The sequence below is a fragment of the uncultured Tateyamaria sp. genome (assembly GCF_947503465.1).
Taxonomy (GTDB): Bacteria; Pseudomonadota; Alphaproteobacteria; order Rhodobacterales; family Rhodobacteraceae; genus Tateyamaria.
In genome coordinates this window covers 1,328,614-1,353,613 of sequence record NZ_CANNDN010000001.1, presented here as the reverse complement: position 1 = coordinate 1,353,613, position 25,000 = coordinate 1,328,614, and the positions used below count along the sequence as shown (strand labels likewise).

Genomic DNA, 25,000 nt, shown 5'->3' with positions numbered 1-25,000 from the left:
AGTGTGACACATGCCTGACGATCACCGCCCCCGCAAGGACAGCCAAATCCCCACCAATCTGCGGTTGCTGATGGTGATGGAGGAGGTTGCCAAGCGCGGGGTGGCCGTCAAACCGACAGACCTGATCGATGCATTGGGTCTGCCGAAACCCACCGTGCACCGGCTGCTGCAAACGGCCGAGAGCGAGGGGTTCCTGCAGCGCGATCTGGATGGGCGCAGCTATGGCCCGGGGCCGCGTCTGCGGGCGCTGGCCGTCAGCACCATGTCGTCCGAACACCTGCGCACCGCGCGTCTGACCATCCTGCGCGGCGTGGCCGAGGCGGTGGGCGAGACGTGCAATCTGGCAACCGCCGACCGCGAGGGGATGACCTATCTCGACCGGGTGGAAACCGAATGGCCCCTGCGCATTCAATTGCCCATCGGCAGCCAGGTGCCGTTCCACTGTACCGCATCGGGCAAGATGTACCTGTCGACCCTGCGGCCCCATATCCTGCGCACCGTGCTGACAACCCGCCCGCTTGAGGCGCATACCGACAGCACCCTGACCGATCTGGACCGCATCAAGGCCGAGTTGGAAACAACCCGGCTGCGCGGCTATTCCACGGATAATGAGGAATTCATGTCCGGCATGGCTGCTGTCGCGGTGCCGGTCTGGGACGGGCAGGGCAAGCTGCTGGCGACACTCTCGGCCCACGCCCCGATCCAGCGCCGCAGCCTTGCGGACCTGATCGACTTTCTGCCGGCCCTGCGGCGCGGGTCCGAAGAGCTGACCAAGCTGCACACGTCCTAAAGGCCGTAGAACTGGTGCTTGTCCAGAAGGGCCACCAGCATGTCACGCGCGGCCTGCCGGTGCGCGTGGTGCACATCATGCGCGGTCTGCGGGTCCCGTTCGGCAATCGCCTGGTACACCCGGCGGTGATCTTCGTTTGACTGGTTGGGCTTGGGACGCATGAACAGGGTCGTCGCGCGCGCGCGGCGCACCTGGTCGCGCATCACCGACACCACCATGCTCAGCCGCGCATTGCCGCCCAGCCGGACAAGTTCGCGGTGAAACCGGTCGTCGGCCTCGGCCCAGGCGCGCAGGTCATCGGCGGCCAGCGCGGACTCCATGTCCCGAATGGCCGTGGCCAGCGTTTTCAAATCGTTCCTGGAATATTCCGCTTCGGCGGCCCGCGCGGCGGCCAGGCTCTCCAGCTCGGTCAGGATGTCGTAGATTTCGGCCATGTCCGACGCGGACACCGGGCTGATGCGAATGCCGCGCCGTGGCCGCATTTCGACCAGCCCCTGGGCCTGCAACATCAACGCCGCCTCGCGCACGGGCGTGCGCGACATGCCCAACCTGTCGGCCAGTTCGCTTTCCAGATGGTCGGACCCGGGTGGCAATTCACCGGAAAAGATCATCTGGCGCAACGCGGCGACCGCCCGTTCCACATTGCTCATGGCACCCATCACGCGCGCTCCTCCAACCACAGCTTGCGACCGTCACGGGCCGAGGCATAGATCGCATCCTTGACCGCGATGACCCGCAGATAGTCGCGCGCCTCGTTCTCCACCGGCGTGCCGTCCGTCATGGCCCGCACCACGTGAGATTGCAGCGCATGTACGCAATCGCCGCCAAACCCGTCCCACGTGTCCGGTGGCAGCACCGTCTTGACCTTATCAGACCCAAACCCGCGCCGCGTCACGGACCCGTCCCCGTGCAGGGCCAGCACACCGCGTGTCCCCTCGATCAGCGCCTCGCCCATGGTGCAGCGCAGGTTGTCGGCCACATGATCCAGATGGCGGTTCCCGTCAAACAGCGCCCGCACCGGGCCGTGGTCAAAAATCACGTGGCCCGCATCCTCGCCCGCAATCACCGGGTTGATGCGCCGCAGATCGGCATAGACGGCCTGCGCCGGGCCAAAGAGATAGGCAAATGTGTCGACCCAATGCACCGCCGTTTCGTGGACAAGGAACCGGGGCATCTGCTGGAAATAGGGCTGGCGGTCCAGATAGGCCCCTGGCCCCTGGCCATCACCGGGACGCAGGCGAAAGGTCGCGTTCAGCACGTCGCCAATCGCCCCGGCCTCCAACGCGGCCTTGATGGCCCGATACCACGGTTGAAAGCGGAAATTCTCATGTACGACCAGCCGCGCACCTGCAGCCTCCGCCTCGGCCACAATCCCGCGGGCTTCCTCCAGATCCATGCAAAACGGCTTCTGGCAGATGATCCACTTGATCCCGGCGGTCAGGGCCGCGCGAATGGTTGCGGCATGGGCCGGGGGCGGCAGGATGATATCCAGCAGATCAGGGGCCGCCTCCACCAGCATGGCACCCAGATCCTCAAAGGGCGGTGCGCCCGTGGCCGCGGCCTTCTCCGCATCCAGATCGCAGGCCCCCACCACATCGACGCCCTCCATCCGCGCCCAACTTCCATAGTGAAACTGACTGAAATAACCTGCCCCGACGCAGGCGACACGTATCATGCCAGCGCCTCCTCGACCGCCCGGACCACATCCGCCGTACCGGCAGACCCGCCCAGATCACGGGTCAGCACGCGGCCCTCGGACACCACGGCATCGACCGCCCTGCGCAGGCGCAGCGCATCGGCAGCCATCGCAGGCACATCATGCCGGCCGGCCAGCCATTCCAGCATCATGGCCCCGGACAGGATCATCGCGATCGGGTTCGCCACGCCCTGGCCCGCAATGTCGGGTGCAGACCCGTGGCACGGCTGGAACACCGCATGATCCGCCCCGATATCGGCAGAGGGTGCCAACCCCAAACCGCCCATCAACCCGGCCCCCAGATCAGACAGGATGTCGCCAAACATGTTCTCGGTCACCATCACGTCAAAGGACCACGGGCGTTCGACCATCCACAACGCCGTGGCGTCGACATAGGCATGATCGGCTTCGATCCCCGGACGCTTCGCCGCCTCGGCATCAAACATCTCGCGGAAAAAGGCAAAGGCGCGGAACACATTGGCCTTGTCCACGCAGGTGACCTTGCCCGGCCCCGTACCTGCCGCCTTGCGCGCCTCGGCCAAGTCAAAGGCAAAGCGGAACAGCGGCTCTGAAATCTCGCGCGTGATGCGCAACGTCTCGCGCGCCTCGTCGGCCTCAACCTCACCGCGCCCCTGGGTGTAGAACAGCCCCTCCGTGCTTTCCCGGATCAGCACGAAATCCACGGGCTTGTCCGTTGCCAAAGGCGTCGGCTGGCCGGGGCGGATGGTCACGGGGCGCACGCCTGCAAACAGGGTCAGCGCCTTGCGCAGGTCGATCTGCGGCGCAATCTCGGTCCCGTCGTCATAGCGGATGCTGGGCAGACCCATGGCCGACAACAGGATGGCATCCGCTGCCCGCGCGCCGTCCATGGATGCGGCGGGCAGGCTCTCGCCCGTCTTGGCGTAATGCGCGGCCCCGGCGGGGTAGTCCTGAAAATCGAACGTATATCCGCTGCCCGCGGCCAGGCTCTCCAGCAGCGCGACGGTCGGGGCCATGATCTCTGGCCCGATGCCATCCCCCTGAAAAACGGCGATCTTGAACTCAGGTGTCATGGCGCGGGTCCCTTTTGGCATAACGTGTTCAGAAGCGACTCGCTTCGGATATGCGTTTGTGTATACATTAACGCATAAGCAATCAAATACGCAGATAGGACCTTCGAAAATGCCCTACGCCGTCACCGTTGTCTTCGACCTCAAACCGGGCACGCAGGATGCGTTCATGCCGCATATCCTGAACAACGCGCGCTGTTCGGTCCGGGACGAACCGGGCTGCCAGCAATTCGACGTGTGCACGGACCCGTCCCAGCCCGACACCGTGTTCCTGTACGAGCTTTACGATGACCTCGCCGCGTTCGAGGCGCATCAGCAGATGCCGCACTATCTCGAAACGGGCCCCAGGATCGCGGACATGATCGCAAACAAGACCCTGAAAACATTCGAAAAGGTCGAAAGATGACCTACGAGGTCTACGCCATCAAATACGCCGAACAGACGGCACGGGTGCGCGGCGACAATTACATGTTCGACGACAATCACGACGCGCCGGATCCCATCGATTTCTACATCTGGCTGATCCGGGGCGACGACCGGGTGATTCTTGTGGACACGGGCTTTGACGCGGCCGAGGGCCAGGCGCGGGGCCGCCCCATCCGCATTGATCCGGGCGCGGCGCTGAAACCGTTCGGCCTTGGGCCCGAAGACGTGACCGAGATCATCGTCACCCACCTGCATTTCGATCATGCGGGCGGCCTGCACCTGTTTCCCAACGCGCAATTGCACCTTCAGGCGGCGGAAATGGCCTATGCCACCGGCCCCTGCATGTGTCACGACGTCCTGCGCGCGCCCTTCACCGTGGGCCATGTGGTGACGGCGGTGCAGCGGCTGTATTCCGGCAAGGTCACGTTCCACGACGGCGACAGCGAGATTGCGGACGGCATCACGGTGCACCGCATCGGCGGGCACACCAAGGGGATGCAGGCGGTGCGCATCCGCACGCAGGCCGGGTGGCTGGTGCTGGCCTCGGACGCGGCGCATTTCTACGGCAACTTCCTGCACGGTATCCCGTTTCCCATCGTGGTGGACATGCAGGACATGCTGGACGGGTTCGACACGATCCGGGCGCTGGCCAGCGCGCCGAAACTGGTGGTGCCGGGGCATGACCCGCTGGTGCGCCAGCATTTTCCGGCGGGCATGGCCGATCACGTCACGCGGCTGGATGTCGGGCCGACCACGGACCCGACACTGTAACAATTGCTCTGGGCGACTGCCTAGAATCCATGCAGTCCCCGGCAAATCTCCGCAGATTCTCGAAAGACATGGCAGTAAACCTCACGTGACAGAGAGCGTGTAAGCGCAACCATTGCTGCACGTGCGAAATGCTCTTACCTCTTTGACAGACGCCATTCGCCGCGTCGCAGCATTTCTCAGAGGAATGGACCATGACACGTACCGCCATCATCACCGGATCGACCAGCGGGATCGGGCTGGGCATCGCCGAAGCCTTTGCCGCGCAGGGCTTCAACATCATGCTCAACGGGTTCGGAGACGCGGACGAGATTGAAGCCACACGCGCCGCGCTGGATGGCAAATCCGCGGGGACAGTCGCCTATCACGGGGCGGACATGACCAAGCCGGACGAGATTGCGGACCTTGTTACCACCACCGAAACCATGTTCGGCGCGGTCGACATCCTTGTGAACAATGCGGGCATCCAGCACGTGGGCCCGGTCGAGGAGTTCCCGCTGGACAAATGGGACGCGATCATCGCGATCAACATGTCGTCGGCCTTTCACACCATCCGCGCGGCCCTGCCGGGCATGAAATCCCGCAAGTTCGGGCGCATCATCAACGTGGCGTCGGCCCATGGGCTGGTCGCCTCGCCCTTCAAGTCGGCCTATGTCACGGCCAAGCACGGCATCGTCGGCCTTACCAAGACCGTGGCGCTCGAGGCCGCGCAGGACGGCGTGACCGTCAATGCGGTCTGCCCCGGCTACGTGCTGACCCCGCTGGTCGAAGGGCAGATCCCCGACACGGCACGGGCGCGCGGCATCACCGAAGAAGAGGTGAAGCGCGACGTTCTGCTAGCGGCACAACCCACCAAGGAATTCGTGACCGTCGAACAGCTGGGTGCGGTCTGCACTTTCCTTGCCTCCGAGGCCGCAGCCTCCGTCACCGGCATTGCCATGCCCGTCGACGGTGGCTGGGTCGCGCAGTAGGGGCCGGGGACATGGCCGATACAAACGGGCGCGCCAAACGCCACGAAAAATCCATCAACCTCGCCCTGCAGGGCGGCGGGTCGCACGGGGCCTTCACCTGGGGTGTGCTGGACCGCATGTTCGAAGAGGACCGGCTGTGGGTCGAAGGCATCTCCGGCACCTCTGCCGGGGCCATGAACGCCGTGGTCGCGACGCAGGGGATGTATGACGGCGGCGCAAACGGCGCGCGCCAGGCGCTGGAAGATTTCTGGCGCGCGGTCAGCCGCGCGGGCCAGGGCAGCCCGATCAAGCGCACGCCGCTCGACATGATGATGGGGTCGTGGTCGCTGGATGCGTCGCCGGGATACCTGTGGTCCGACATGCTCAGCCGCATGGCCTCGCCCTATGATCTGAACCCCTGGGGCTTCAACCCGCTGCGCGATGTGGTCGAGGACTTCATCGATTTCGACAAGGTCGCCAATTGCGATGACATGGGCCTCTATATCTCGGCCACGAACGTCGAGACGGGGCGCGCCCGTGTGTTCCACCGGCACGAGGTAAGCCTGGATGTGGTCATGGCCTCGGCCTGCTTGCCGTCCATGTTCAAGGCGGTCGAGATCGACGGCACGCCCTATTGGGATGGCGGGTTCATGGGCAACCCGGTGCTGTTCCCGTTCATCGATCATTCGCCGTCGTCGGACATCGTGATTGTCCAGATCAACCCGCTGAAACGTCCCGGCACGCCGCGCCGCGCGCGCGACATCCAGAACCGGGTGAACGAGATCACGTTCAATGCCTCGCTGCTGCGCGATCTGCGCACCATCGACCTGATCCACCGGCTGATCGAGGATGGCGCGCTGTCGGACAATGAATACCGGCGCATGAACATGCACATGATCGACGGGTGCGACGACATGCTGGCACTGGATGCGTCCTCGAAACTGAACTCGGAATGGGCGTTCCTGATCCATTTGCGCGATCTGGGGCGTGAACATGCCGATCGCTGGCTGAAAGCGAATTTCGACAAGATCGAGAAAGAAAGCACGCTGGATCTGCGGGACATGTTTGACGACTTTGGCGCGCCCCATGGCGGGGCCAACATGGTCGAGTTGAAATCCAGAAAGGATTGATCCAATGACACTTCGCACTGCAACACTCGGGCTCGCAATCGCGGCGCTCGGCACCTCTGCTTTTGCCTTTGATCTGGACAGCGTGAAGACGCGTGTCCTGAACGGGCTTGAAGGGCCTTCGGGGGCCAACAATATCTCGAACGTGGCGATTGCAAACGCGCCGCTTGCGGATGAGGGTCTGGACCAGATCGCGGGCTACAACCTGCGCACCCGGTCGTGGACCATTTCGGCGGACACCGGCATCGTGCCGATCCACAGCCATGTCGACCGCCCCGCCATCGTCTACACCCTCACGGGCGAGATTTACGAGTATCGCAGCGACGCCAGCGACCGGATACGTCACAGCGCCGGGGGCCTGAGCCTGGAGGAGGGCGATGTCACCCACTGGTGGCTGAACGAAGGGCCCGAGGATGTCCGTCTGATTGCCTTTGACGTGTTCAATGCGGGCGGGGATACGACGGTCATGTCGGATGTGCCCACCCAACAGGCGTTCGATCTGCCCGCGCAATCGGGCGCGGTGCTGGAGCTACTGGGCCTGGTCGATATCGAGGCGCATTATGATGGCGCGCAGGGCGACGGGCTGGCCCTGTCGACCTACCGTGCGGTGATCGAACCCGGCGGGGTGCTGCCCAGCTTTGTCGCCGCAGGCGAGCCGTTGCAGGTCTGGGTCTGGCAGGGGGCCGTGACCGAGCACCGTTCGGACGCGGCAGCACCCGTGACCCTTGTGGCCGAAGAAGGCGCGCATCTGGGTGGCGGCGCGCAGGCCTACTGGGAGAACACAGGCGATGTCCCGGCCGAGCTGTTTTTTGGCGTGGTTGAGCCCATCACCGAGACCGAAGGCGTGCCACAGGTCGGCGTGCAGGCCCATCACGGCGGGTGACCAGGTGCGCGCCGTGGCCCGGTCTTGTGTTTGTCCCCGCGGGGACAAACATGCCGTTTCTTTCATTTTCAATGAGTTACAGGGCGCGCTAACCACTTCTTAACCATGATGCACTGCTGGAGAATTGTGTGATGGCTGTGACGGCTCAAATGACCGGGCTGGCCCCGGAACTGGCCGAGAAGACGCCGGAGGATCGCCGCATGGTGATCCGCCGGTCGGGTATGATCGCGCTGATTGCGTTTCTGACCTTGATTGACCTCTTTGGCAGCCAGGCGTTGCTGCCCACGCTGGTCAAGACCTATGGGGTGTCGCCTGCGGCGATGGGCTTTGCCGTCAATGCGTCGACCATCGGGATGGCGCTGGCATCGCTGGTGGTGGCGGTGTTTGCCCGACGCATCGACCGCAAGCGGGGCATCTGGGTCTGTCTGGCCCTTTTGAGCGTGCCGACCATGCTGCTGGCGCAGCAACCGGACCTGACCACCTTTACCCTGTTGCGCGTGGCACAGGGCGTGTTCATGTCCGCCGCGTTCACCCTGACGCTGACCTATCTGAGCGAGGAATGTTCGCTGACCGCCGTGGGCGGGGCGATGGCGGCCTATATCACCGGGAATGTGGCGTCGAACCTGTTCGGGCGGCTTTTGGCGTCGGAGATTGCGGGCAATATCGGGTTGGCCGAAAGCTTTTACGGATTTGCGGCGCTGAACCTGGCGGGTGCGTTGATTGCCTATCTATATATCGGGGCGCGGGACAGCCATGGGCATGGCGTGGCTGATGGCACCTCTGTCATCGAAGCGTGGCTGGATCATTTGAGAAATCCGCGCCTCGTGGCCATGGTGGGCATCGGGTTCATCCTGCTGTTCGTGTTCGTGGCCACGTTTACCTATGCCAATTTCATTCTGGCGCAGGCGCCGTTTGATCTGCCGCAGACCATGATCGGTTTAGTGTATTTCGTGTTTGCACCTGCGATCCTGACCACCCCTTTGGCGGCGGCATCGGTCATGCGGTGGGGCGCGCGGGTGAGTTTTGACATCGGCATCGCATTGTCTGCGGTGGGTCTGTTGTTGCTGCTGACCCCGGTGCTGGTGCTGTTCCTGATCGGGTTGGCGTTGGTGGGGGCGGGGTTGTTCTTTGCCCAGTCCGTAGCCACCGGGTATGTGGGCCGCACGGTACAGCATGATCATGCGGCGGCCAACGGGCTGTATCTGGCGAGTTACTACCTGGGTGGGATGACCGGCGCCTTTGTCATCGGGCGCGTGTTCGAGGCACAGGGGTGGGCGGTGTCCGTTCTGGTGCTTGTGGTGCTGACCCTGCTGGCCTGGGCCTTGTCCCTGAAGATGGGGCGGTGATCCTGAGGCCGCCTTGCGGCGACACGATTTTGGTGGACGAGGGGGCTGTCTGCCCCCTCGCGCTCCCCCGAGGATATTTTTGGCCGAAAGAAGGGGTCAGGCGTTTTCGAGCCCTTCGGTGGAGAGCCCTTCGAGTTTGGGCATGAGGCTGAGCAGTTCCTGGGTGTAGGGTGCCTGTGGTGCGGCGAACAGCTGTTCTGTGTCCGCGACTTCGACCATTTGCCCCTGTCGCATCACGCCCACGCGGTCGCACATTTGCCGGACCACGGGCAGGTCGTGGCTGATGAAGAGCATGGTAAGCCCGAGATGTTCCTGCAGGTCCTTGAGGATGTTCAGGACCTGCGCCTGGATCGAGACGTCGAGCGCGGAGGTGGGTTCATCGCAGATGAGGAACCGTGGTTGGGTGGCGAGCGCGCGGGCGATGGAGATGCGCTGGCGTTGCCCGCCCGAGAATTCGTGCGGGTACTTGCGCCCTGCGTCTGCGCCGAGGCCGACACGGTCCAGCAGTTCATCGACGCGGGTTTGCACGGCTGATCCGCTCAGGAGTTTGTGGTGCAGGACCGGTTCGGCGACGATGGCGTCCACGCGCATGCGTGGGTTGAGGCTGGAAAACGGGTCCTGGAAGATCATCTGGATCTGGCGGCGGTAGGCGTCGCGTTCTTCGCGGCTGCCAAGCTGTGTGATGTCGGTGCCGTCGAAATGGATGTGGCCGCCATTTGTTTCATAGAGCGTGGCGATCATGCGGGCGACGGTGGATTTGCCGGAGCCGCTTTCGCCCACGAGGCCGAACACCTCGCCTTCGCGGATGTCGAAGCTGACGCGATCCACGGCGGTGAACATCTTGCGCCAGGCGGGGATGATCGAGCCGCGCTGGACGAAGGTTTTGGTGATGCCCTCCACCTGCACCAGCGTGCCCGTCTTGGATTTCGGGGGCGTGGGCCAGTTGCGCGCGAGGTCTTCGATGGCGAAGCGGGTGTCGCGACCGCCATAGGAGAGTTGCGGGAAGCGGTGGACCTTGAGCGTGGCGCGGGGGACGGCGGCGATGAGGGATTTGGTGTAGTCGTGCGTCGGCGCGCCCATGACCTGGGCTGTGGTTCCGGTTTCAACCACTGACCCCTGGTACATGACTGTCACCCGGTCGGTGGTGTCGGCGATGACGCCCATGTCGTGGGTGATCAGGATCACACCCACCTGCCGTTCGCGGGCCAGTTCCTTGATCAGGTCGAGGATTTGCGCCTGGATGGAGACGTCGAGGGCGGTGGTCGGTTCGTCGGCGATGATGACATCGGGTTCCGAGCAGAGGGCGAGGGCGATCACCACGCGCTGGCGCATGCCGCCGGAGAACTGGTGCGGGTATTGTTTGACCCGTTCGGCGGGGTCGGGGATGCCGACGCGGTCGAGCAGGTCGACGGCGCGTTGCTTGGCGGCCTTGTCGCCGAGTTTGAGGTGTGCCTCAATCGTTTCGGTCAGCTGATCTTCGACCGTGAGGAGCGGGTTGAGCGAGGTGAGCGGGTCCTGGAAGATCATGGAGATCTTGGCCCCGCGCAGCGCGCGCATACCGGCGGCGTCGCGGCCACTGATCTGTTCGTCGCGGAAGCTGACGGTGCCGTCGGCGATGTGCCCGGGTGGGTCGATGAGGCCCATGACGGCAGCGCCGATGGTGGATTTGCCCGCGCCGGATTCGCCGACGAGGCCGTGGATTTCGCCGGGGGCGACGGTGAGGTCGGCGCCGTTGACGGCAACGAAGGTGCCCTTGCGGGTGGGGTAGTGGACCGAGAGGTCGGAGATGTTGAGGAGGTGGGTCACTGCGTTCCTTCCAAGGCAGGTCTTGGCCCACGTTTGTTCATGACTTCAAAAGCGATCTTGGCGAACGCTTCGACGCTTTTGTACTGAGGAATTGATCTGAGGCCTTGGACATAGGTGGTATCTTCAATGTCCAGTTCATCGAAGTCAGACAGTGCTTTGGTGTAAGCTAGGCATGCGGAAACCTCTTGATCTGTGAACACAGGCGCGGACATCCATGCGCAATCGAAATCGGTCCAGTCTTCCCATATCAATGTGAGGTTGTCGGTTCCCAGTGTTTGGACGTATGAGCCGTCAGCGAAAGTCTCCATGTTGACGAAAATCGTTTCTCGGAGATTTATCAAAGAGTCCTCTACCATCACCGCAACCTCGGGTTCAGCGCGTCGCGCAGCCAGTCTCCCAGCAGATTGACGCTGAGCGCGAGCATCAGAAGCGTGCAGGCGGGGAAGAAGAGGATCCACCATTCACCCGAGAACAGGAAGCCCTGGCCGATGCGGATGAGGGTGCCGAGGGACGGTTGTGTGGGCGGTGCGCCGACGCCGAGGAAGGAGAGCGTGGCTTCGGCGATGATGGCGAGGGCCAGCGAGATGGTGGCGATCACGAGGACCGGCGAGAGGACGTTGGGCAGGATGTGTTTGACCATGATGGCCGGGCCTGAGCGCCCGATCAGGCGGGCGGCCTGGACATATTCCTTGCTCTTTTCCACCAAGGTCGCGCCGCGCACGACGCGGGCGAATTGGACCCAGTCCGACAGGCCGATGGCGATGATCAGGACCCAGATGGCCATCTGGTCGCGGTACTCGACCGGGGTGACACCCTTGGCGATGCCGAAGATCAGCATGGCGACGAGGATGCTGGGGAACGTCAATTGCACGTCGGCGATGCGCATGATGATCGTTTCTGTCCAGCCGCCGACATAGCCTGCCAGCAGGCCGAGTGTGATGCCGAGGATCAGGGCAAAGAGGACCGCCGCCACGCCCACGAAGAGCGAGATGCGCATGCCGTAGAGGATGGTGGAGAACACGTCGCGGCCCTGATCATCTGTGCCCAGCCAGAAGCTGTCGCCGGTGAAGGCGTTGGGCGTCATGGGGCGCGAAAAGCCGTTCATGAGGTTGAGCGAGGCGGGATCGAACGGGTTGTAGGGCGCGATGAGGGGGGCAAAAATCGCGCTGAGCACCAGCAGAAGTGCCACCGTGAAGCTGAAGATCGCGACGGGGGAGCGTTTGAACTGGTAGATGAAATCGCTGTCGGCCCAGCGGTGCAGGCGGGTGGGGGCCTTGGGTTTGGGCTGTGTCGCGTCAGTCATCTTAATGTCCCCCCGCCCGGTCCACGCGCAGGCGCGGGTCGATGGCGAAATAGAGCAGGTCGACGATCAGGTTGATGCCCACGAACATGACCGAGATCAGCATGAGGTAGGCGGCCATGACGGGGATATCGACGAACTGGATGGCGTTGATGAACAAGAGACCCACGCCGGGCCACTGGAACACCGTTTCGGTGATGATGGCGAAGGCGATGATGCTGCCCAGTTGCAGGCCCGTGACCGTGATCACCGGCACAAGCGTGTTTTTCAGGGCGTGGCGGAAGTTGACGGCCCGTTCCTTGAGCCCGCGGGCGCGGGCGAAGCGGATGTAGTCCTGTCGCAGAACCTCAAGCATCTCCGACCTGACCAGCCGCATGATCAGCGTCATCTGGTAAAGGCCGAGGGTGATCGAGGGCAGGATCAGCGCCTGTAGGCCGCTGGTGGTGAGAAAGCCGGTGGTCCAGTTGCCGATGCGCACCGTTTCGCCCCTGCCGAAGCTGGGGAGCCAGCCTAGTTCCACCGAGAACAGGTATATCAGCAGGATCCCGATGAGGAAGGTGGGCAGCGACACCCCGATCAGGGACACGGTCATGATGGCGTTGGCCGCAAAGCCGTTTCGTCGGATCGCGGTAAAGACCCCGAGGCCGATGCCGACACTGATCGCGAGGAAGCCGCTGACGGCGGCCAGTTCCAGCGTGGCGGGCGCGCGTTCCAGCAGGATGTCGGCGACGGGGCGGCCTTGTCGGAAGCTGACCCCGAAATTGCCCTGTATCGCCTCTTGCAGGTAGCGCACGTATTGCACGACGAAGGGTTGGTCGAGGCCAAGCTGCGCGCGCAGGCGTTCCACGTCCTCGATCGTGCGTTCCTGGCCCAGCATGTTGTCGATGGGATCGCCGACAAAGCGGAACATGGCGAAGGCGACAAGCCCGACGACCAGAAGGACAAGGGCGGATTGCGCGACGCGTTGGAGGATGAAGGAGAGCATCGGGCGTCCTGAGTTGGGGCTATCGTTCGTTTATCGGGCCACGGTCGGGTGGGGTCAAGCAGATGGCGGCGGGAACCTTGGCTGGTGCTGACGGGTTGGTCGTCAGGACAGCAGAGGAGGTCTGAGATGTTTTCCCGTTTGATGCAGACAGTATCCATCACCGCGCTTACGCTTGGGAGCCCCCCGGTTTTTGCGCAGGACGCGGCGGCATGTGCCGAAGGCGAAGCGCAGGTTGTGACTGAGGGTGTGGCGTCTTGCGTCGCCGAGACCGAGGTTGAGGCGGAAGTTGAATCCGAGGCCGAGGTTGAGGCGGAAGTTGACGCCGGGGCCGAGGCGGCGGTTGAGCCGGAGGCGGCTGCCACCGGAGAGAGTGCGGAAACGCCTGCTGAGCAGGCTCCGTCGGACGAGGTCGCGGACACGGGTGCCGAGGAGGCTCCCGCCGAGGCCACAGCCGAGACGGGTGTAGAAGACGCGCCCGCTGAGGACGCCGCCGAGACCGCTGTGCAAGACGTGCCCGCTGAGGACACCGCCGCGACCGCCGTGCAAGACGTGCCCGCTGAGGACACCGCCGAGACCGCTGCGGAGGACGCGCCCGCCGAGGCGGTGGCTGAGACGCCCACGGAGGAGGCGCAGACCGGAAACGTTGCGGAAACGCCGGTTGAGGACGCCCCGGCCCAGGACGTGGTCGAGACACCGACAGAGGATGCGTCACCGGAGGCGGTTGTCGAGACGCCTGCCGAGGACGGCGCGACCGGGACCGTGGCCGGAACGGTGGGCGAGGATGCGTCAACCGACGACGTTGCCGAGCGCCCGGCAGAGGACGCGCCCGCCGATGAGGTGGCGCAGACCCCGGCAGAAGAGACCCCTACGGATGAGGGTGCCGACGCGACCGCCGGGGACACTGACGCGGCCACCACCGAGGCAGCAGAAGCAGAGGCCGAGCCGGAGGTTGTGCAGGAAGACACGGTAGAGACCACCGAAGCGGCGAATACGCAGGTCGAGACCGAGGCTGCTGCGGCCCCTGTTTCGGATGACGCCGGCACCGAGGCGGACGTGGAAACCGTGACCGAAGACAGCACACGGTCGTCGAGCGAGGAGTTTTCGAGTGCCGAAGCCGTCACCGATGACGATGACGGCCTGTCCAAGTTCGAGAAATTCGCACTGGGCGCGTTGGGCGTGGCGGCTGCCGTGACCATCTTGAACCAGGATGACGATGTGGTTGTGGCTGCGGACGATCGGGTGGTCGTGCAGGACGGGCAGGGTCGCTACCGCGTGCTCAAGAACGATGACGAATTGCTGCGCCGTCCCGGCGTGCGCGTATCGACCGAGGAGTTTGCCGATGGGTCGACCCGGACCATCGTGAACCGCGAGGATGGATCGCGCGTCGTCACCATCCGCTCGGCCAGTGGTCAGACCCTGATGCGGACACGCATCTTGCCCGATGGTCGGGAGATCATGCTGTTTGACGACACGCAGCAGGTGCAGCCGGTTGATGTGGCGACCCTCGCGGATGTGTCTGTGCGACCGGCGATACGCGCCGGGGACGACGACGAGTTGCGCGCGGCGCTCGCGGCGCTTGAGAACCCGACGAACCGCACATTTGCGCTGCAACAGATCCGGCAAATCCGGGCGGTGCGGAACCTTGTGCCCGAGATCGACGTGGAGGCTGTGAACTTTGCCAGTGGGTCGGCTGTGATTGCGCCCGAGGAAGCGCGTGATTTGGCCGAGATCGGCAGTCTGATTGCGGATGAGATTGCGGTTGATCCGGGTGCGGTGTTCCTGATCGAGGGTCATACGGACGCCGTGGGCGGTGCGGCCATGAACCTGGCCCTGTCTGATCGTCGGGCAGAGTCGACCGCGCTCGCGCTGACCGAGTATTTCGCAATTCCGCCGGAAAACCTGGTGGTTCAGGGGTATGGCGAGTCGAACCTAAAGGTGCGCACCAACGCGGCAGAGCGTCTGAACCGGCGCGTGGCGGTGCGGAAGATCACGCCGCTGTTGCGCGGTCAGTAAGTCAGATGGACGGGCGGGGTCACATCCCCGCCCGTTTTCCCTTTAGTTCACCGTCACCCAGCGCAGGATGAAGAAGTTGTCCGGGCGCTGTGTCAGGTCGACATTGGCCTTTGCCCCCCAGACCAGCGGCTGGACGTACATGGGCACATACGCCACCTCGTCCTGCAGGATCTTGGTTGTCTCATCCAGCATGGCCTGGCGCTTGGTATCGTCAATCTCGGACTGGATCAGGGGCAGGAGTTCATCCACCCGCGCGTTCGAGAAGCCGCCGAAGTTCCAGCTGCCCAGCTTCTTTTCCTCGTTGGGTGTCGCGGCGAGGAAGCGGATGGGGTGTTCGGCATCGAACGTGCCGGGGGACCAGCCCAGAAGGTACATGTCGTAATTGTCGGCGCGCAGTTCGGGCCAGTAGTTCTGGACCGGCATTGCGTCCAGCGTGGCGGTGATGCCGACCTGTGCCAGCATGCCGGTGACCGCCTGACAGACGGCTTCGTCATTCAGGTAGCGGTCGTTGGGGCATTTGAGGCCGAAGGAGAACCCGTTTTCGTACCCGGCCTCGGCCAGCAGCGCCCTGGCTTGATCCGGGTCATAGGCCGGGCGGTTTGCGAGGCTTTCGGAAAAGCCGCGCATGGCGGGGCTGACCAGTTGGCTGGCGGCCTCTGCATTGCCGCGCATGATGGTTTGCAGGATCGCGGGCACGTTGATCGCGTGGGCCACCGCTTGGCGGACGCGGGCGTCTGCAAAGGGGTTGGCGTTGCTGGTTTCGGACGAGTATTTCAGCGCATCCGCTTCGTGCGGGAAGCCAAGCATGATCACGCGCGCTTCGATCCCCTGGATCACCTGCACGTTGCCCGCCGCGGCGAGACGCTGGGCGTCCTGGATCGGCACCGGGTTGATCATGTCGACGTCACCGGACAGGAGAGCGGCCACCGCTGTCGCCGGGTTCTGGATGGGCGTCAGTTCGGCGCGGGTGATGTTGTGTTCCGCCGTATCCCACCAGTCGCCATAGGGTTCCAGCACGGTGCGCAGGCCCGGCTCGCGTGCGGTCACCATGAACGCGCCCGTGCCGTTGGTGTTGAGCGTGGCGTAGTTGCCGCTTTCCTTGTCGGGCAGGGTGGTGTTGTTGGCCTCGGCCCAGCCGCTGTCCATCATCATCCAGTTGGCGATGCTGTCGGGAAAGATCGGGTTGGGGGCCGTGGTCATGATGTCAACGGTGTAGTCGTCGACCTTGATGACCTCGGACACAGGCGCGAACCAGCTGCGCGTGTCGGACGCTTCATCGCTGGCGCGCTGGTAGGAAAAGATCACGTCGTCGGCGTTGAAGGCGGCGCCGTCGTGGAAGGTCACGCCCTGGCGCAGGGTGAACCGCCACCCTTCACCGTCACCGATGGGTTCCCATGCGGTGGCAAGGGCGGGCTGAATGCTCATGTCCTTGTCGCGGCGCACGAGCCCTTCGTAGACGTTGTTGAGAAAGCCCAGTACGGCGGCCGAATTGACGGCATGCGGGTCCATCGTCTGCGGGTCGGTGGTTTCGGCCCATCTGAACTCTTCAGCGAGGGCAGGGGCAGCGGCGAGCGCAAGGGCAATGGTGAGGCTGTGGCGGAACATGGGCATCCTTTCGTGGGCGCGAGACAGACTTTTGTCGGATACTAGACCCCAGCGGGGTTCAAAAGGGAAGGGCGGGGTTGTTCCATCGAGGTGCGGTTCAAATCCCCGGCAGACGCCAGTTCCGCGCCCCTGCACCCGGTCGCGCCGACGCCGCGCCGCCCGTGTCGCTTGGACCGATGGTGCTTGGATCGCTCCTGTCGCCAGACCGCTCGACCGGGCCGCCGATCCGGCTGGTGCAAACACGTCCGTCTGGGGCAAGATGTGCGTTCCTGTCCTACGGTGCTGTGAACAGGGGTGGGATCGCCCCCCTGCGGTCTGGCAAGGCAGGGCATTCATGGGCGCTGAAGGGCAGGTTCCGTCATATCCCGCCAAGCGGCGGCCATCGCGGCGTTGCCGTGACATCGATTTGGCCACGCGTTGGCCGCGATCCCTGCGGCGACAAGACTGGTCAAAGAATTCTGGCGCACGTGTAGAAATCCGCCCCTTCTCATCCGTCTTCCTTTTGAAGCCGCCCAAGGCTTTGTCCAGACAGAGGAGACGACTCATGTTCTTCAAGACCACCTTGTTTGCCACCGCCGCGCTTGTGTGCGGCACCGCCGTGTCAGCGCAGGATTTCCTGCCGCGCGCGGATGTGGAGGCCGTCACAGGCACCTATCGCAGTGCGGCACCCGAGGCATGGTATGGCGGCTTTGGCACCCGCGAATTCACCTTTGCCAACGGCCAGTGGCACCTGATCTTTACCCACGCGCTGGATCCGGCCATGACGATGCGCACCTTCCAGTTCCGCACCGGTGGCCCGTTCGAGATCGGACAGCCGTCCGAAGCGGTCGCGGGCGCGTTTCACGGTGTCTTCCATGAAGACTGGAAGCATGTGACGCTGCTGATCGACAATCCGGAGATCGTGGCGGCGATGGGCATGGCGGAGTGTGGCCTGACCTACAATCTTGAGACCGACATATCGGAGACCGGCTGCGCGGCGTGGCGGCCCGTTGCGGACTGTGGCGAGGATCATGACCTTTTCGCCATGGATGCGACGGGTGTCTATTTCGGTGTCCGCCCCGCCGACAACGACATGTGCAGCGCCGACAAGACGCCGACGGCGCTGTTGCCGGTCGTCGCCCGCTTTTGACATTGCAATCCAAGGAGAGACACCCATGCAATACATCATCATGAACTACACCCCGCCCGCCGATCATCCCGACGCCGACGCCGTGCGCGCCGCGGCCGATGGCGAACTTTGGGGCGCTTACACGCGCGCGCTGATGGACGCCGGGATCATGGTCGGGGGCGAGGCGCTGCATCCGTCCGACACGGCCACGACCATTCGCATGACCGACGGCGGGCGCGAGGTGCAGGACGGGCCCTATGCCGCCACCAAGGAACAGCTGGGTGGTTTCTATGTCATCGACGTGCCCGACCTTGACACCGCGCTTGATTGGGCGGCGCGCAACCCGGCGGCGTCCAGCGGCGCAGTCGAGGTGCGCCCCGTCATCATGCGCGACGCATGACCGAGGCGGCCCGTGCGGTCGAACGGGTGGCCCGCCTGTCCTATGGCAGGCTGGTCGCCCGGCTTGTGGCGCGCACGGGATCGCTGGCCGATGCCGAGGATGCGCTGTCGGATGCCCTGACCCGGGCCTTGGAGACCTGGCCCGCCACCGGCGTGCCCGACAATCCCGAAGCGTGGCTGACCCGCACCGCCCGTAACCGCGCCATTGACCGGGCGCGGACCGGTGCCTTGCCCGGTATCTATGAACAGGAACTGACCCGCATGGCCGAAGAACGCGCCGCCATATCCGCCCCCACCACCGATCCGCGCATCCCGCTGATGTTCATCTGCGCCCATCCCGCGATCGACCCGGGCCTGCGCGCGCCCCTGATGCTGCAAGCGGTGCTGGGCCTTGACGCGCGGCGCATGGCGTCGGTGTTCCTGATGCCGCCGGGCACGTTGGGCCAGCGCCTGACCCGGGTGAAGGCCAAGATTGAGGCCGCCGCGATCACCTTCGATCTGCCGGAGGGACGCGATTTCGAGGAGCGGATGGGCGATGTGCTGAACGCGATCTACGGCGCCTATGCGGTCGGATACAACGGCATTCCGGCGGGCGATCCCAAGGCGGCGGGCCTCGCACAGGAGGCGATCTGGCTTGCCAGCCTTGTTGCCGCCGGGTTTCCGGACACCGGCGAGGCGGATGGCCTCTTTGCGCTTATGCTGTTTGCCGAGGCGCGCCGCCCCGCGCGAACCGATGCGATGACCGGCGCGCTGATCCCGCTGGAGGAGCAGGATACCGCCCTTTGGGACGCCGCCCTGCTGGCCGACGCCGAGAAGGCGCTGCGCAACGCGGCACGCCATGCCAGCCTGGGACGCTATCAGTTGGAGGCGTCGATACAGGCGGTTCATGCCGCGCGCCGTCGCACGGGCACCACCGACTGGTCCGAGCTTGCGCTGCTTTATGCCGGGTTGGTGCATGTGGCGCCCACCATCGGCGCGCGGACCGGGCAGGCCGCCGTTCTGGCCGAGACCGAAGGGCCGAAGGCGGCACTGGCTGCGCTTGATGCCATTCCGGAAGGTGCGCGCAAATCCTATCAGCCCTGGTGGGCGACGCGCGCGCATGTGTTGGTGCGCCTTGGTGACATCGAACCGGCGCGCGATGCCTTTGACCGGGCCATTGGCCTGTCCGACGATTCCGCCGCACGCACTTATCTTGCTGCCCGCAAGGCGCGGCTTCTGCAAAGCTGAGGGGCCATCATGAAAGATCACATCGCCATCGTCACCGGAGCGTCCAGCGGCATTGGTGCCGCCATCGCAAAAACGCTCAGCGCGGCCGGTGCGACTGTCATCGGCACAAGCCGGAAGCAAGAGGGCTTTGCCCGCCTTGATGTCACCGACGCCGCGTCCTGCACCGCCCTTGTGGCCGAGGTGGTGGACCGGCATGGTCGCGTCGACTTGCTGGTGAACAATGCGGGCTTTGCCCAGATCGGTGCCTTCGACGCCTTTTCGGAGGATGAAAACCGCGCCGCGTTCGAGACCAATCTTTTTGGTGCGATGCGCATGGCCCGCACTGTCCTGCCGCCGATGCGCAACGCGGGCCGGGGCAGGATCGTCAATATCTGCTCGGTCACGAGCTTTTTGCCTGCGCCTTATATGGGGGTCTATGCCGCCACGAAACATGCGCTTCAGGGGTTTTCCACCTCTCTCGATCATGAAGTGCGCGGCACGGGCCTGCGGTCGCTGGCGGTTCGGCCCGGCTTCATGCGGACATCGATCGGGTCCAACACGGTCTTTGCGGCGACGGCACCCGGTAGTGCTGCAGGCGCGGTTCAACAGGCGGTGGAACGAAGCCTGTCCATGGCCGACGACCCGGCTGTCGTTGCCCGTTGCGTATTGCGTCTTGCCACCATGCGACACCCGCCCGCGATCACGGACGCAGGAAAGGAGGCACGCAGGCTGCGCCGTCTCAGCACCTGGCTGCCAGCGACTGTGTTCGACCGCGCCTTTCGCACGCAATTCGGACTGCCCCCTGCCTGAGCGGAGGTAACATCAGGGGGAGGCGCGGAGAAAACACGTTGATGCAGAACGATTGTTCTGCTATGGCTTAAGCCATGCCCAGATCCGCCTCATTCACGCAAAACGCACTGACTGAACGGGCGCTCGCGCAGTTCTGGCGGCACGGGTACCACGCGACGTCGATGGACGATCTGGTCAAGGCGACTGCTGTCAGCCGCCATGGCATCTACAAGACCTTCGGCGGCAAGCGGGACCTGTTCATCGCCTGTTTCGACGCCTATCAGGCGTCGGTCGTCACTCCGGCATTCTCCGTTGTCGAGGCCGACACTGCCGATCTGTCCAGCATCGCCGCCTATTTCGAAATCCAGATCAGCGCGGGCGAAGCGGCAGGCCTGCCCGGACCGGGCTGTTTCGTCGCCAATTCAGCGACCGAGGTCGCGCCCCACGACCCGGAGGTAGGCGCACAGGTGGCGCGCCACACCGCCCGCCTGCGCAGCGGGTTCGAGGCCGCTTTGCGCAACGAGATGACCGCGCGCGGATCGACAACAGCTGACCCGGCCCATCTGGCCGATGTCTGTGTGGTGTTCGCCAATGGCCTTTGGTCGATGTCCCGCACAACCGGCGACGCAGGGGACCTGCGCCGGGCTGTCGAAACCTTTCTGACCGTTTTGAAGGGCACGATGTCATGACATTCACCACCCAACCAGATGCGCCATCCTTTGCGCGTGCGCCGTTCTTCCATGCGCTGGCCGCCAACTTCATCTGGATCAACATCTCCGAAGTCTTTCGTTACTTCGTGTTCGTGATGCCGATGATGCGCGATGCCTTTCCGGAGGTGCCGGATATCGCGCCGATGAACCTGCCCGTGTTCCTGATCTGGGGGCTGTGGGACACGATCCTGGTTCTGGCGGCGACATTCATACCCTGGCTTGCCCTTCGCCAGTTCGGCGGCACCACCCGCACCGCCCTGATTGCGGGCACGGGCGTCTGGGTCACGATCTTTGGCATCCTCTGGCTGGGGCTGTTCAACATGTACCTTGCCACCATCGGCATTCTGCTGGCAGCACTGCCATTGGCCTGGCTGGAGATGGTCGTTGCCGCACTGATCGTCTGGTGGTTCTGCTTTCGCAGCGACGTGGACCGAGGATGAGCAAGACACTGTCAGCGTTTCGGCCGGTCGATGGCGCGGACGGGCTGGTCCATTCGGCGCGGAAGGGCAATTTGCGGTGCACGGCGATCCGGCTGCGGGACGGTGGTCTTTGCCTTTACAGTCCGGTTGCCGGGCTTGGCATGGCTGCGCGCGACAGTCTGGAGGCGCTGGGGCCGGTGGCATATCTGTTGGCACCCAACCATTATCACCACAAGGGATTGGCCGAATATTGTGCGGCATTCCCGGACGCACAGTTGATCTGTTCCACCGCCGCCAGGCCGAGGCTGGAGACACAGACGTCCTTGTCCTTTGCCGCGTGCGAGGATGCGGACCTGGGCCTGCCGCCCTTGGCCCGCGTCGTCGTTCCAAATGGGTTGAAGACCGGCGAGATCTGGATCGCGTTGCGCACAGGATCGGACATGATCTGGATTGTCACCGACGCGTTCTGTGGCGAACAGGCGGCGTCTGACACGGTCAGCGATGCGCCACGGCTTCTTGGGACGTTCCCCCGTTTTGGTATTGGCGACAGGTCCGCGTATCGCGCGTGGCTTGCGGGGCAGGTTGCCACGGCAGCGCCGACGCGCATCATTCCCTGTCACGGGTCCATCATCCACGGTGATGCACTTGGCGCGCAGGCCTTGCAGCTGATTGACGCCTTGGGTTGAGTGTTGACCAAGGCCATCAGCGACCGGGAAATGCCCATCACGCCCGGCGCAGTGCCACTGCTGTGAGTGGGCGGGCCGCACCCTCGCGCGCGGCCCAAACCCATCAGTTCAAGCTGCCCGGCAGGCTCAGGTCGCCGGAGGCGATATCGAAGATGTCGGTGACGCAAAGCAATGGCGCATGGATGCTCGCATTCACCCGCAAGGCCGAGGTGACGCCGTCATAGCTTGCCCCATTCACCACGTTCGGATCGGCGAAGGGCACTGTGATGGCGATTTCGGGACCGTCGAACACCGGCGTGTATCCGGGGCTGTCGATAAAGATCGGCAGGCCCGGCCACGTCGCGGGCATGGCGGGGCTGGTGCCCTCGGGGATATCGCGGACGCCGAGCGCACCCGCGCCACAGCCTTCGGTGGGTGTCAGGACAACCCAGTGACTGTGCCACAGCAGGCCGTCATTGCCCGGGTCGCCGTCGTTGTTTTCGTCAAAAAGCGGCGTGTCGTCGAAATCGGGGTGGCTGGTGGCGGCCAAGGCGAGGATGCCGGTGCCGCCTTCGAACCCGACTGTCGCGGGGTCAAGCGATGTGGGCCAGACGTAGGACGACACCGGCGCGCCGCCGAGGGCACCGGTGGGCTCTGGTTGCTCTGCCCCGGCGACACCGTTCGTCGTCATGTGGAAGGTCACGAGACGGCCATCGCGATGGGCATGGGCGGCGAGGATGTCGAAGGCGGCCACTTGCGTGCTGTCCGGCTGCGACACGATTGCACCATCCTGGTGAATCGCGTGGTTTCCGTCGGCGAAAGCTGCGCCTGCAAGCAGGACCGCGCAGGCAGAGGTGAGAAGGGTTCGGGTCATGTGGGGCTCCTTTGGAATATATAATAGCGACTCGATACCAGTGAGGCGGAGTTGTTGCAATAGTAGTATTGAGTCGCTATCAGGTGACCATGACGCACCCTGACCAAATTCGCGCGCTCATCACCCGCCTTGCGCGTCTGGACGCCTCTGAAACCTGGGACGACGCATTGAACCCCGCGCAAGTTGCCGCGCTGGATTACCTGTCGCGCGCCAACCGCTTCTCTCGCGCGCCGTCCCATGTGGCCGATTATCTGGGCACGACGCGGGGAACGACGTCACAGACGCTGAAGGCCCTGGCCCGCAAGGGCTATGTCCGCGAGCGGCGGTCAGAGACAGATAAGCGGTCGATTTCCTATGAACTGACCGAGGCGGGCCGCGCCCTGGCAGGCCGCAGCAGGGCACTGGAAGCGGCGATTAACACAATGCCGGACATCGAGCAGACCCGGCTTGGTGACAGCCTTTCAGCGCTCCTTGCACGTCAGCTGCGTGAAAACGGCGGCCGTCCCTTTGGCCTTTGCAAGACCTGTGCCCATCATCGCGTCACGGAACGCGGCCTGCAGTGTGCGCTGCTGTCGCTGCCGCTTTGGCCGGAGGAAGCGGAACAGATATGTCATGAGCAAACCGCTGCGTGACCCAATCCGTCGGGATTGGACAGATGTTGCGCCTGCGCGACCAGGCCATGCGCCAGCGGGCAAGGTGCCCTGACGCAGACAGCGTGCGTCAACCGGGCAGGGCGACCGTCAGATAGTCAGGCCGAAACCCGTGCCCATCCCGCGTCAGGCACAGGTAGGTTTCGGTTCCTGCAATCGTTTCAAAGCTGTCGCATGCGACGGGTTGGGAGAAAGCTGTTTCCGCGTGACGCGGTCGGGACGCAGCCAGCGTCTTCAGAAACAGCCGCACGTCCCCTTGGTGGGCGTCGGCAACCGGCCGACCTGCCATCGGGACGACCGTGTCATTCAGGCCGTGGATATGAAGGAACCGGGTGTCGTTTTTCACACAAGCGCCCGGCATCGGTGCCCAGGCCGTGCCGGCAATTGCGACAAAGGCGTGCGGGGTCAACTCGGACCGGCAGGCGACAGTGGACACCAGCATCGCGCCTGCGGAAAACCCGGCAAGGACAAATGATGACCGATCCAGATCAAATCGCATCTCCAGATCATCGAACACCGCTTTGACATAGGCGACCTCGTCCCGGGGAACAAAGTTGCCGTCCGTCGGCGCATTGGGGATGGCCCAATCGTCGCCTGCGGATTGCAAGGCCACCAGATTGAGGGCGTTCTTTGACGCGAAGGTCTTTAGTCGCCCGCGCATGACCTGCCCGGCGGACCCCTTGTAGCCGTGGGCAAAGATCAGCGTGCCGGACGGCTTTTCGGCCTCAAGGATGCGATATGTGCCGCCCGCCACGGCGCAGTCCGACGTTTCCGAACACGCCGATACGGCAATGGCGGTGTGCGCGGCCCAAAGGACCGCACACACCAGAATTCTGCATGGCTTCACGACGTCGCGGCCAGTTCTGTGGCGATGACGATGTCGATTTCATCCGACACCAGCGGCGCAAAGGCCCCAAGGCCAAAGTCGCTGCGCAACACGCGGGTCGTGGCCTTGAACCCGGCGGCCCGGTGACCCTTGGTTGGATGCTCTCCGATGAAGTTCAACTGCGCATCCAACGTGACCGGTCTGGTGACGCCACGGATTGTCAAATCCCCGGCAATTTCGGCTGTGTTTGGCCCGGTGCGTCTGACGGATGTGGAAACAAAGGAAATGTCAGGATGCACCGTGACATCGAAAAACTCGTCCGAGCGGAGGTGGCCGTCGAATTCCGGGTTCCCGGTTTGCAGGCTCTCGGCAACGATTTCGACGCGGACCGTGCTGTTTTCGATCGCGGCTTCGTCCAGGGTGACCTCGCCGCCAAAGCCCGCGAACTTGCCGGATTGCTCTGACAGGCCCAGATGGTTCCAGGAAAACACCACCTGCGAATGGCCCGGATCGAAGGTGAAGGTTTCCGCTGCGTAGGCCGACAGGCCGAAGCAGGCGACGACAAAGGATGTCGCAACATGGCGAAACAGGGATTTCATGGGAGAGTGTC

At 64.1% G+C, this 25,000-nt stretch carries 27 protein-coding genes; 16 read left to right on the top strand and 11 right to left on the bottom strand.

Annotated features, from left to right (window positions below):
- Positions 1 to 10: 10 nt before the first annotated feature.
- Positions 11 to 790, top strand: a complete 780-nt coding sequence (locus Q0844_RS06905) for an IclR family transcriptional regulator (RefSeq protein ID WP_299043300.1) — start codon at positions 11 to 13, stop codon at positions 788 to 790.
- On the opposite strand, the gene Q0844_RS06900 is transcribed toward Q0844_RS06905, so the two are convergent.
- The 3 genes from Q0844_RS06900 to Q0844_RS06890 are packed head-to-tail and all read right to left on the bottom strand — an operon-like array spanning position 787 to position 3,538.
- Positions 787 to 1,449 carry a GntR family transcriptional regulator gene (locus tag Q0844_RS06900; protein ID WP_299043298.1) on the bottom strand — a complete coding sequence of 221 codons (663 nt, stop codon included), beginning with the start codon at positions 1,447 to 1,449 and terminating at the stop codon, positions 787 to 789. The genes Q0844_RS06905 and Q0844_RS06900 overlap by 4 nt on opposite strands.
- Positions 1,449 to 2,465: a Gfo/Idh/MocA family oxidoreductase gene (locus Q0844_RS06895; RefSeq protein ID WP_299043296.1), complete on the bottom strand. Its 1,017-nt coding sequence runs from the start codon at positions 2,463 to 2,465 to the stop codon at positions 1,449 to 1,451. Before Q0844_RS06895 ends, Q0844_RS06900 begins: the two co-directional genes overlap by 1 nt.
- Positions 2,462 to 3,538 carry an isocitrate/isopropylmalate family dehydrogenase gene (locus tag Q0844_RS06890; RefSeq protein WP_299043295.1) on the bottom strand — a complete coding sequence of 359 codons (1,077 nt, stop codon included), beginning with the start codon at positions 3,536 to 3,538 and terminating at the stop codon, positions 2,462 to 2,464. The genes Q0844_RS06895 and Q0844_RS06890 overlap by 4 nt, the downstream gene beginning before the upstream one ends.
- Before the next feature lie 109 nt (positions 3,539 to 3,647).
- Here Q0844_RS06890 and Q0844_RS06885 point away from each other — a divergent pair, with 109 nt between their 5' ends.
- From Q0844_RS06885 to Q0844_RS06860, 6 genes are all read left to right on the top strand, one after another.
- Complete coding sequence (locus tag Q0844_RS06885; RefSeq protein WP_299043294.1) at positions 3,648 to 3,941, top strand: putative quinol monooxygenase; 294 nt, start codon at positions 3,648 to 3,650, stop codon at positions 3,939 to 3,941.
- Positions 3,938 to 4,732, top strand: a complete 795-nt coding sequence (locus Q0844_RS06880; RefSeq protein WP_299043292.1) for an N-acyl homoserine lactonase family protein — start codon at positions 3,938 to 3,940, stop codon at positions 4,730 to 4,732. The genes Q0844_RS06885 and Q0844_RS06880 overlap by 4 nt, the downstream gene beginning before the upstream one ends.
- A gap of 191 nt (positions 4,733 to 4,923) precedes the next feature.
- Entirely contained in the window at positions 4,924 to 5,700 is a 777-nt protein-coding gene (locus Q0844_RS06875; protein WP_299043290.1) for a 3-hydroxybutyrate dehydrogenase, read from the top strand.
- Between the two features lie 11 nt (positions 5,701 to 5,711).
- Entirely contained in the window at positions 5,712 to 6,809 is a 1,098-nt protein-coding gene (locus Q0844_RS06870) for a patatin-like phospholipase family protein (RefSeq protein WP_299043288.1), read from the top strand.
- Positions 6,810 to 6,813: 4 nt separating this feature from the next.
- A complete protein-coding gene (locus Q0844_RS06865) occupies positions 6,814 to 7,689 on the top strand; it encodes a cupin domain-containing protein (protein ID WP_299043286.1) in 876 nt (291 codons plus the stop codon).
- A 131-nt stretch (positions 7,690 to 7,820) separates the two neighbouring features.
- The gene (locus Q0844_RS06860) at positions 7,821 to 9,035 is read left to right on the top strand and encodes an MFS transporter (RefSeq protein WP_299043284.1); all 1,215 of its coding nucleotides are present in this window, start codon (positions 7,821 to 7,823) and stop codon (positions 9,033 to 9,035) included.
- A gap of 96 nt (positions 9,036 to 9,131) precedes the next feature.
- Here the strand turns inward: Q0844_RS06860 and Q0844_RS06855 are convergent, their stop codons facing one another.
- The 4 genes from Q0844_RS06855 to Q0844_RS06840 are packed head-to-tail and all read right to left on the bottom strand — an operon-like array spanning position 9,132 to position 13,126.
- Complete coding sequence (locus Q0844_RS06855) at positions 9,132 to 10,841, bottom strand: ABC transporter ATP-binding protein (RefSeq protein WP_299043283.1); 1,710 nt, start codon at positions 10,839 to 10,841, stop codon at positions 9,132 to 9,134.
- Entirely contained in the window at positions 10,838 to 11,149 is a 312-nt protein-coding gene (locus tag Q0844_RS06850; protein ID WP_299043282.1) for a hypothetical protein, read from the bottom strand. The genes Q0844_RS06855 and Q0844_RS06850 overlap by 4 nt, the downstream gene beginning before the upstream one ends.
- 47 nt (positions 11,150 to 11,196) lie before the next feature.
- Positions 11,197 to 12,144: an ABC transporter permease gene (locus tag Q0844_RS06845; RefSeq protein WP_299043280.1), complete on the bottom strand. Its 948-nt coding sequence runs from the start codon at positions 12,142 to 12,144 to the stop codon at positions 11,197 to 11,199.
- A 1-nt stretch (position 12,145) separates the two neighbouring features.
- Positions 12,146 to 13,126, bottom strand: coding sequence for an ABC transporter permease (locus tag Q0844_RS06840; RefSeq protein WP_299043279.1), 981 nt, complete (start codon positions 13,124 to 13,126; stop codon positions 12,146 to 12,148).
- Positions 13,127 to 13,252: 126 nt separating this feature from the next.
- Between Q0844_RS06840 and Q0844_RS06835 the strand changes: the two genes are divergently transcribed.
- A complete protein-coding gene (locus tag Q0844_RS06835) occupies positions 13,253 to 15,139 on the top strand; it encodes an OmpA family protein (protein WP_299043277.1) in 1,887 nt (628 codons plus the stop codon).
- Positions 15,140 to 15,181: 42 nt separating this feature from the next.
- On the opposite strand, the gene Q0844_RS06830 is transcribed toward Q0844_RS06835, so the two are convergent.
- Positions 15,182 to 16,744 carry an ABC transporter substrate-binding protein gene (locus Q0844_RS06830; protein WP_299043275.1) on the bottom strand — a complete coding sequence of 521 codons (1,563 nt, stop codon included), beginning with the start codon at positions 16,742 to 16,744 and terminating at the stop codon, positions 15,182 to 15,184.
- A 544-nt stretch (positions 16,745 to 17,288) separates the two neighbouring features.
- Between Q0844_RS06830 and Q0844_RS06825 the strand changes: the two genes are divergently transcribed.
- The 7 genes from Q0844_RS06825 to Q0844_RS06795 all read left to right on the top strand — a co-directional run bounded on the left by Q0844_RS06825 (position 17,289) and on the right by Q0844_RS06795 (position 22,061).
- Positions 17,289 to 17,873 (top strand): hypothetical protein, encoded by a 585-nt coding sequence (locus Q0844_RS06825; RefSeq protein ID WP_299043273.1) that lies wholly within the window; start codon positions 17,289 to 17,291, stop codon positions 17,871 to 17,873.
- A 25-nt stretch (positions 17,874 to 17,898) separates the two neighbouring features.
- Complete coding sequence (locus tag Q0844_RS06820) at positions 17,899 to 18,252, top strand: YciI family protein (RefSeq protein ID WP_299043272.1); 354 nt, start codon at positions 17,899 to 17,901, stop codon at positions 18,250 to 18,252.
- Entirely contained in the window at positions 18,249 to 19,478 is a 1,230-nt protein-coding gene (locus Q0844_RS06815; protein WP_299043271.1) for a DUF6596 domain-containing protein, read from the top strand. The genes Q0844_RS06820 and Q0844_RS06815 overlap by 4 nt, the downstream gene beginning before the upstream one ends.
- A 9-nt stretch (positions 19,479 to 19,487) precedes the next feature.
- A complete protein-coding gene (locus tag Q0844_RS06810) occupies positions 19,488 to 20,267 on the top strand; it encodes an SDR family NAD(P)-dependent oxidoreductase (RefSeq protein ID WP_299043270.1) in 780 nt (259 codons plus the stop codon).
- A gap of 74 nt (positions 20,268 to 20,341) precedes the next feature.
- Positions 20,342 to 20,935: a TetR/AcrR family transcriptional regulator gene (locus Q0844_RS06805; protein ID WP_299043268.1), complete on the top strand. Its 594-nt coding sequence runs from the start codon at positions 20,342 to 20,344 to the stop codon at positions 20,933 to 20,935.
- A complete protein-coding gene (locus Q0844_RS06800; RefSeq protein ID WP_299043265.1) occupies positions 20,932 to 21,396 on the top strand; it encodes a hypothetical protein in 465 nt (154 codons plus the stop codon). Before Q0844_RS06805 ends, Q0844_RS06800 begins: the two co-directional genes overlap by 4 nt.
- Positions 21,393 to 22,061 (top strand): hypothetical protein, encoded by a 669-nt coding sequence (locus Q0844_RS06795; protein WP_299043264.1) that lies wholly within the window; start codon positions 21,393 to 21,395, stop codon positions 22,059 to 22,061. The genes Q0844_RS06800 and Q0844_RS06795 overlap by 4 nt, the downstream gene beginning before the upstream one ends.
- A 103-nt stretch (positions 22,062 to 22,164) precedes the next feature.
- On the opposite strand, the gene Q0844_RS06790 is transcribed toward Q0844_RS06795, so the two are convergent.
- Positions 22,165 to 22,914, bottom strand: a complete 750-nt coding sequence (locus Q0844_RS06790) for a hypothetical protein (RefSeq protein ID WP_299043262.1) — start codon at positions 22,912 to 22,914, stop codon at positions 22,165 to 22,167.
- An 89-nt stretch (positions 22,915 to 23,003) separates the two neighbouring features.
- Between Q0844_RS06790 and Q0844_RS06785 the strand changes: the two genes are divergently transcribed.
- Positions 23,004 to 23,546 carry a MarR family transcriptional regulator gene (locus Q0844_RS06785; RefSeq protein ID WP_299043261.1) on the top strand — a complete coding sequence of 181 codons (543 nt, stop codon included), beginning with the start codon at positions 23,004 to 23,006 and terminating at the stop codon, positions 23,544 to 23,546.
- Positions 23,547 to 23,634: 88 nt separating this feature from the next.
- Here Q0844_RS06785 and Q0844_RS06780 read toward each other — a convergent pair whose 3' ends face one another.
- On the bottom strand, positions 23,635 to 24,411 hold the full coding sequence (locus Q0844_RS06780; protein ID WP_299043260.1) for a hypothetical protein: 777 nt from the start codon (positions 24,409 to 24,411) through the stop codon (positions 23,635 to 23,637).
- On the bottom strand, positions 24,408 to 24,989 hold the full coding sequence (locus tag Q0844_RS06775; protein WP_299043259.1) for a YceI family protein: 582 nt from the start codon (positions 24,987 to 24,989) through the stop codon (positions 24,408 to 24,410). The genes Q0844_RS06780 and Q0844_RS06775 overlap by 4 nt, the downstream gene beginning before the upstream one ends.
- Positions 24,990 to 25,000: the final 11 nt, after the last annotated feature.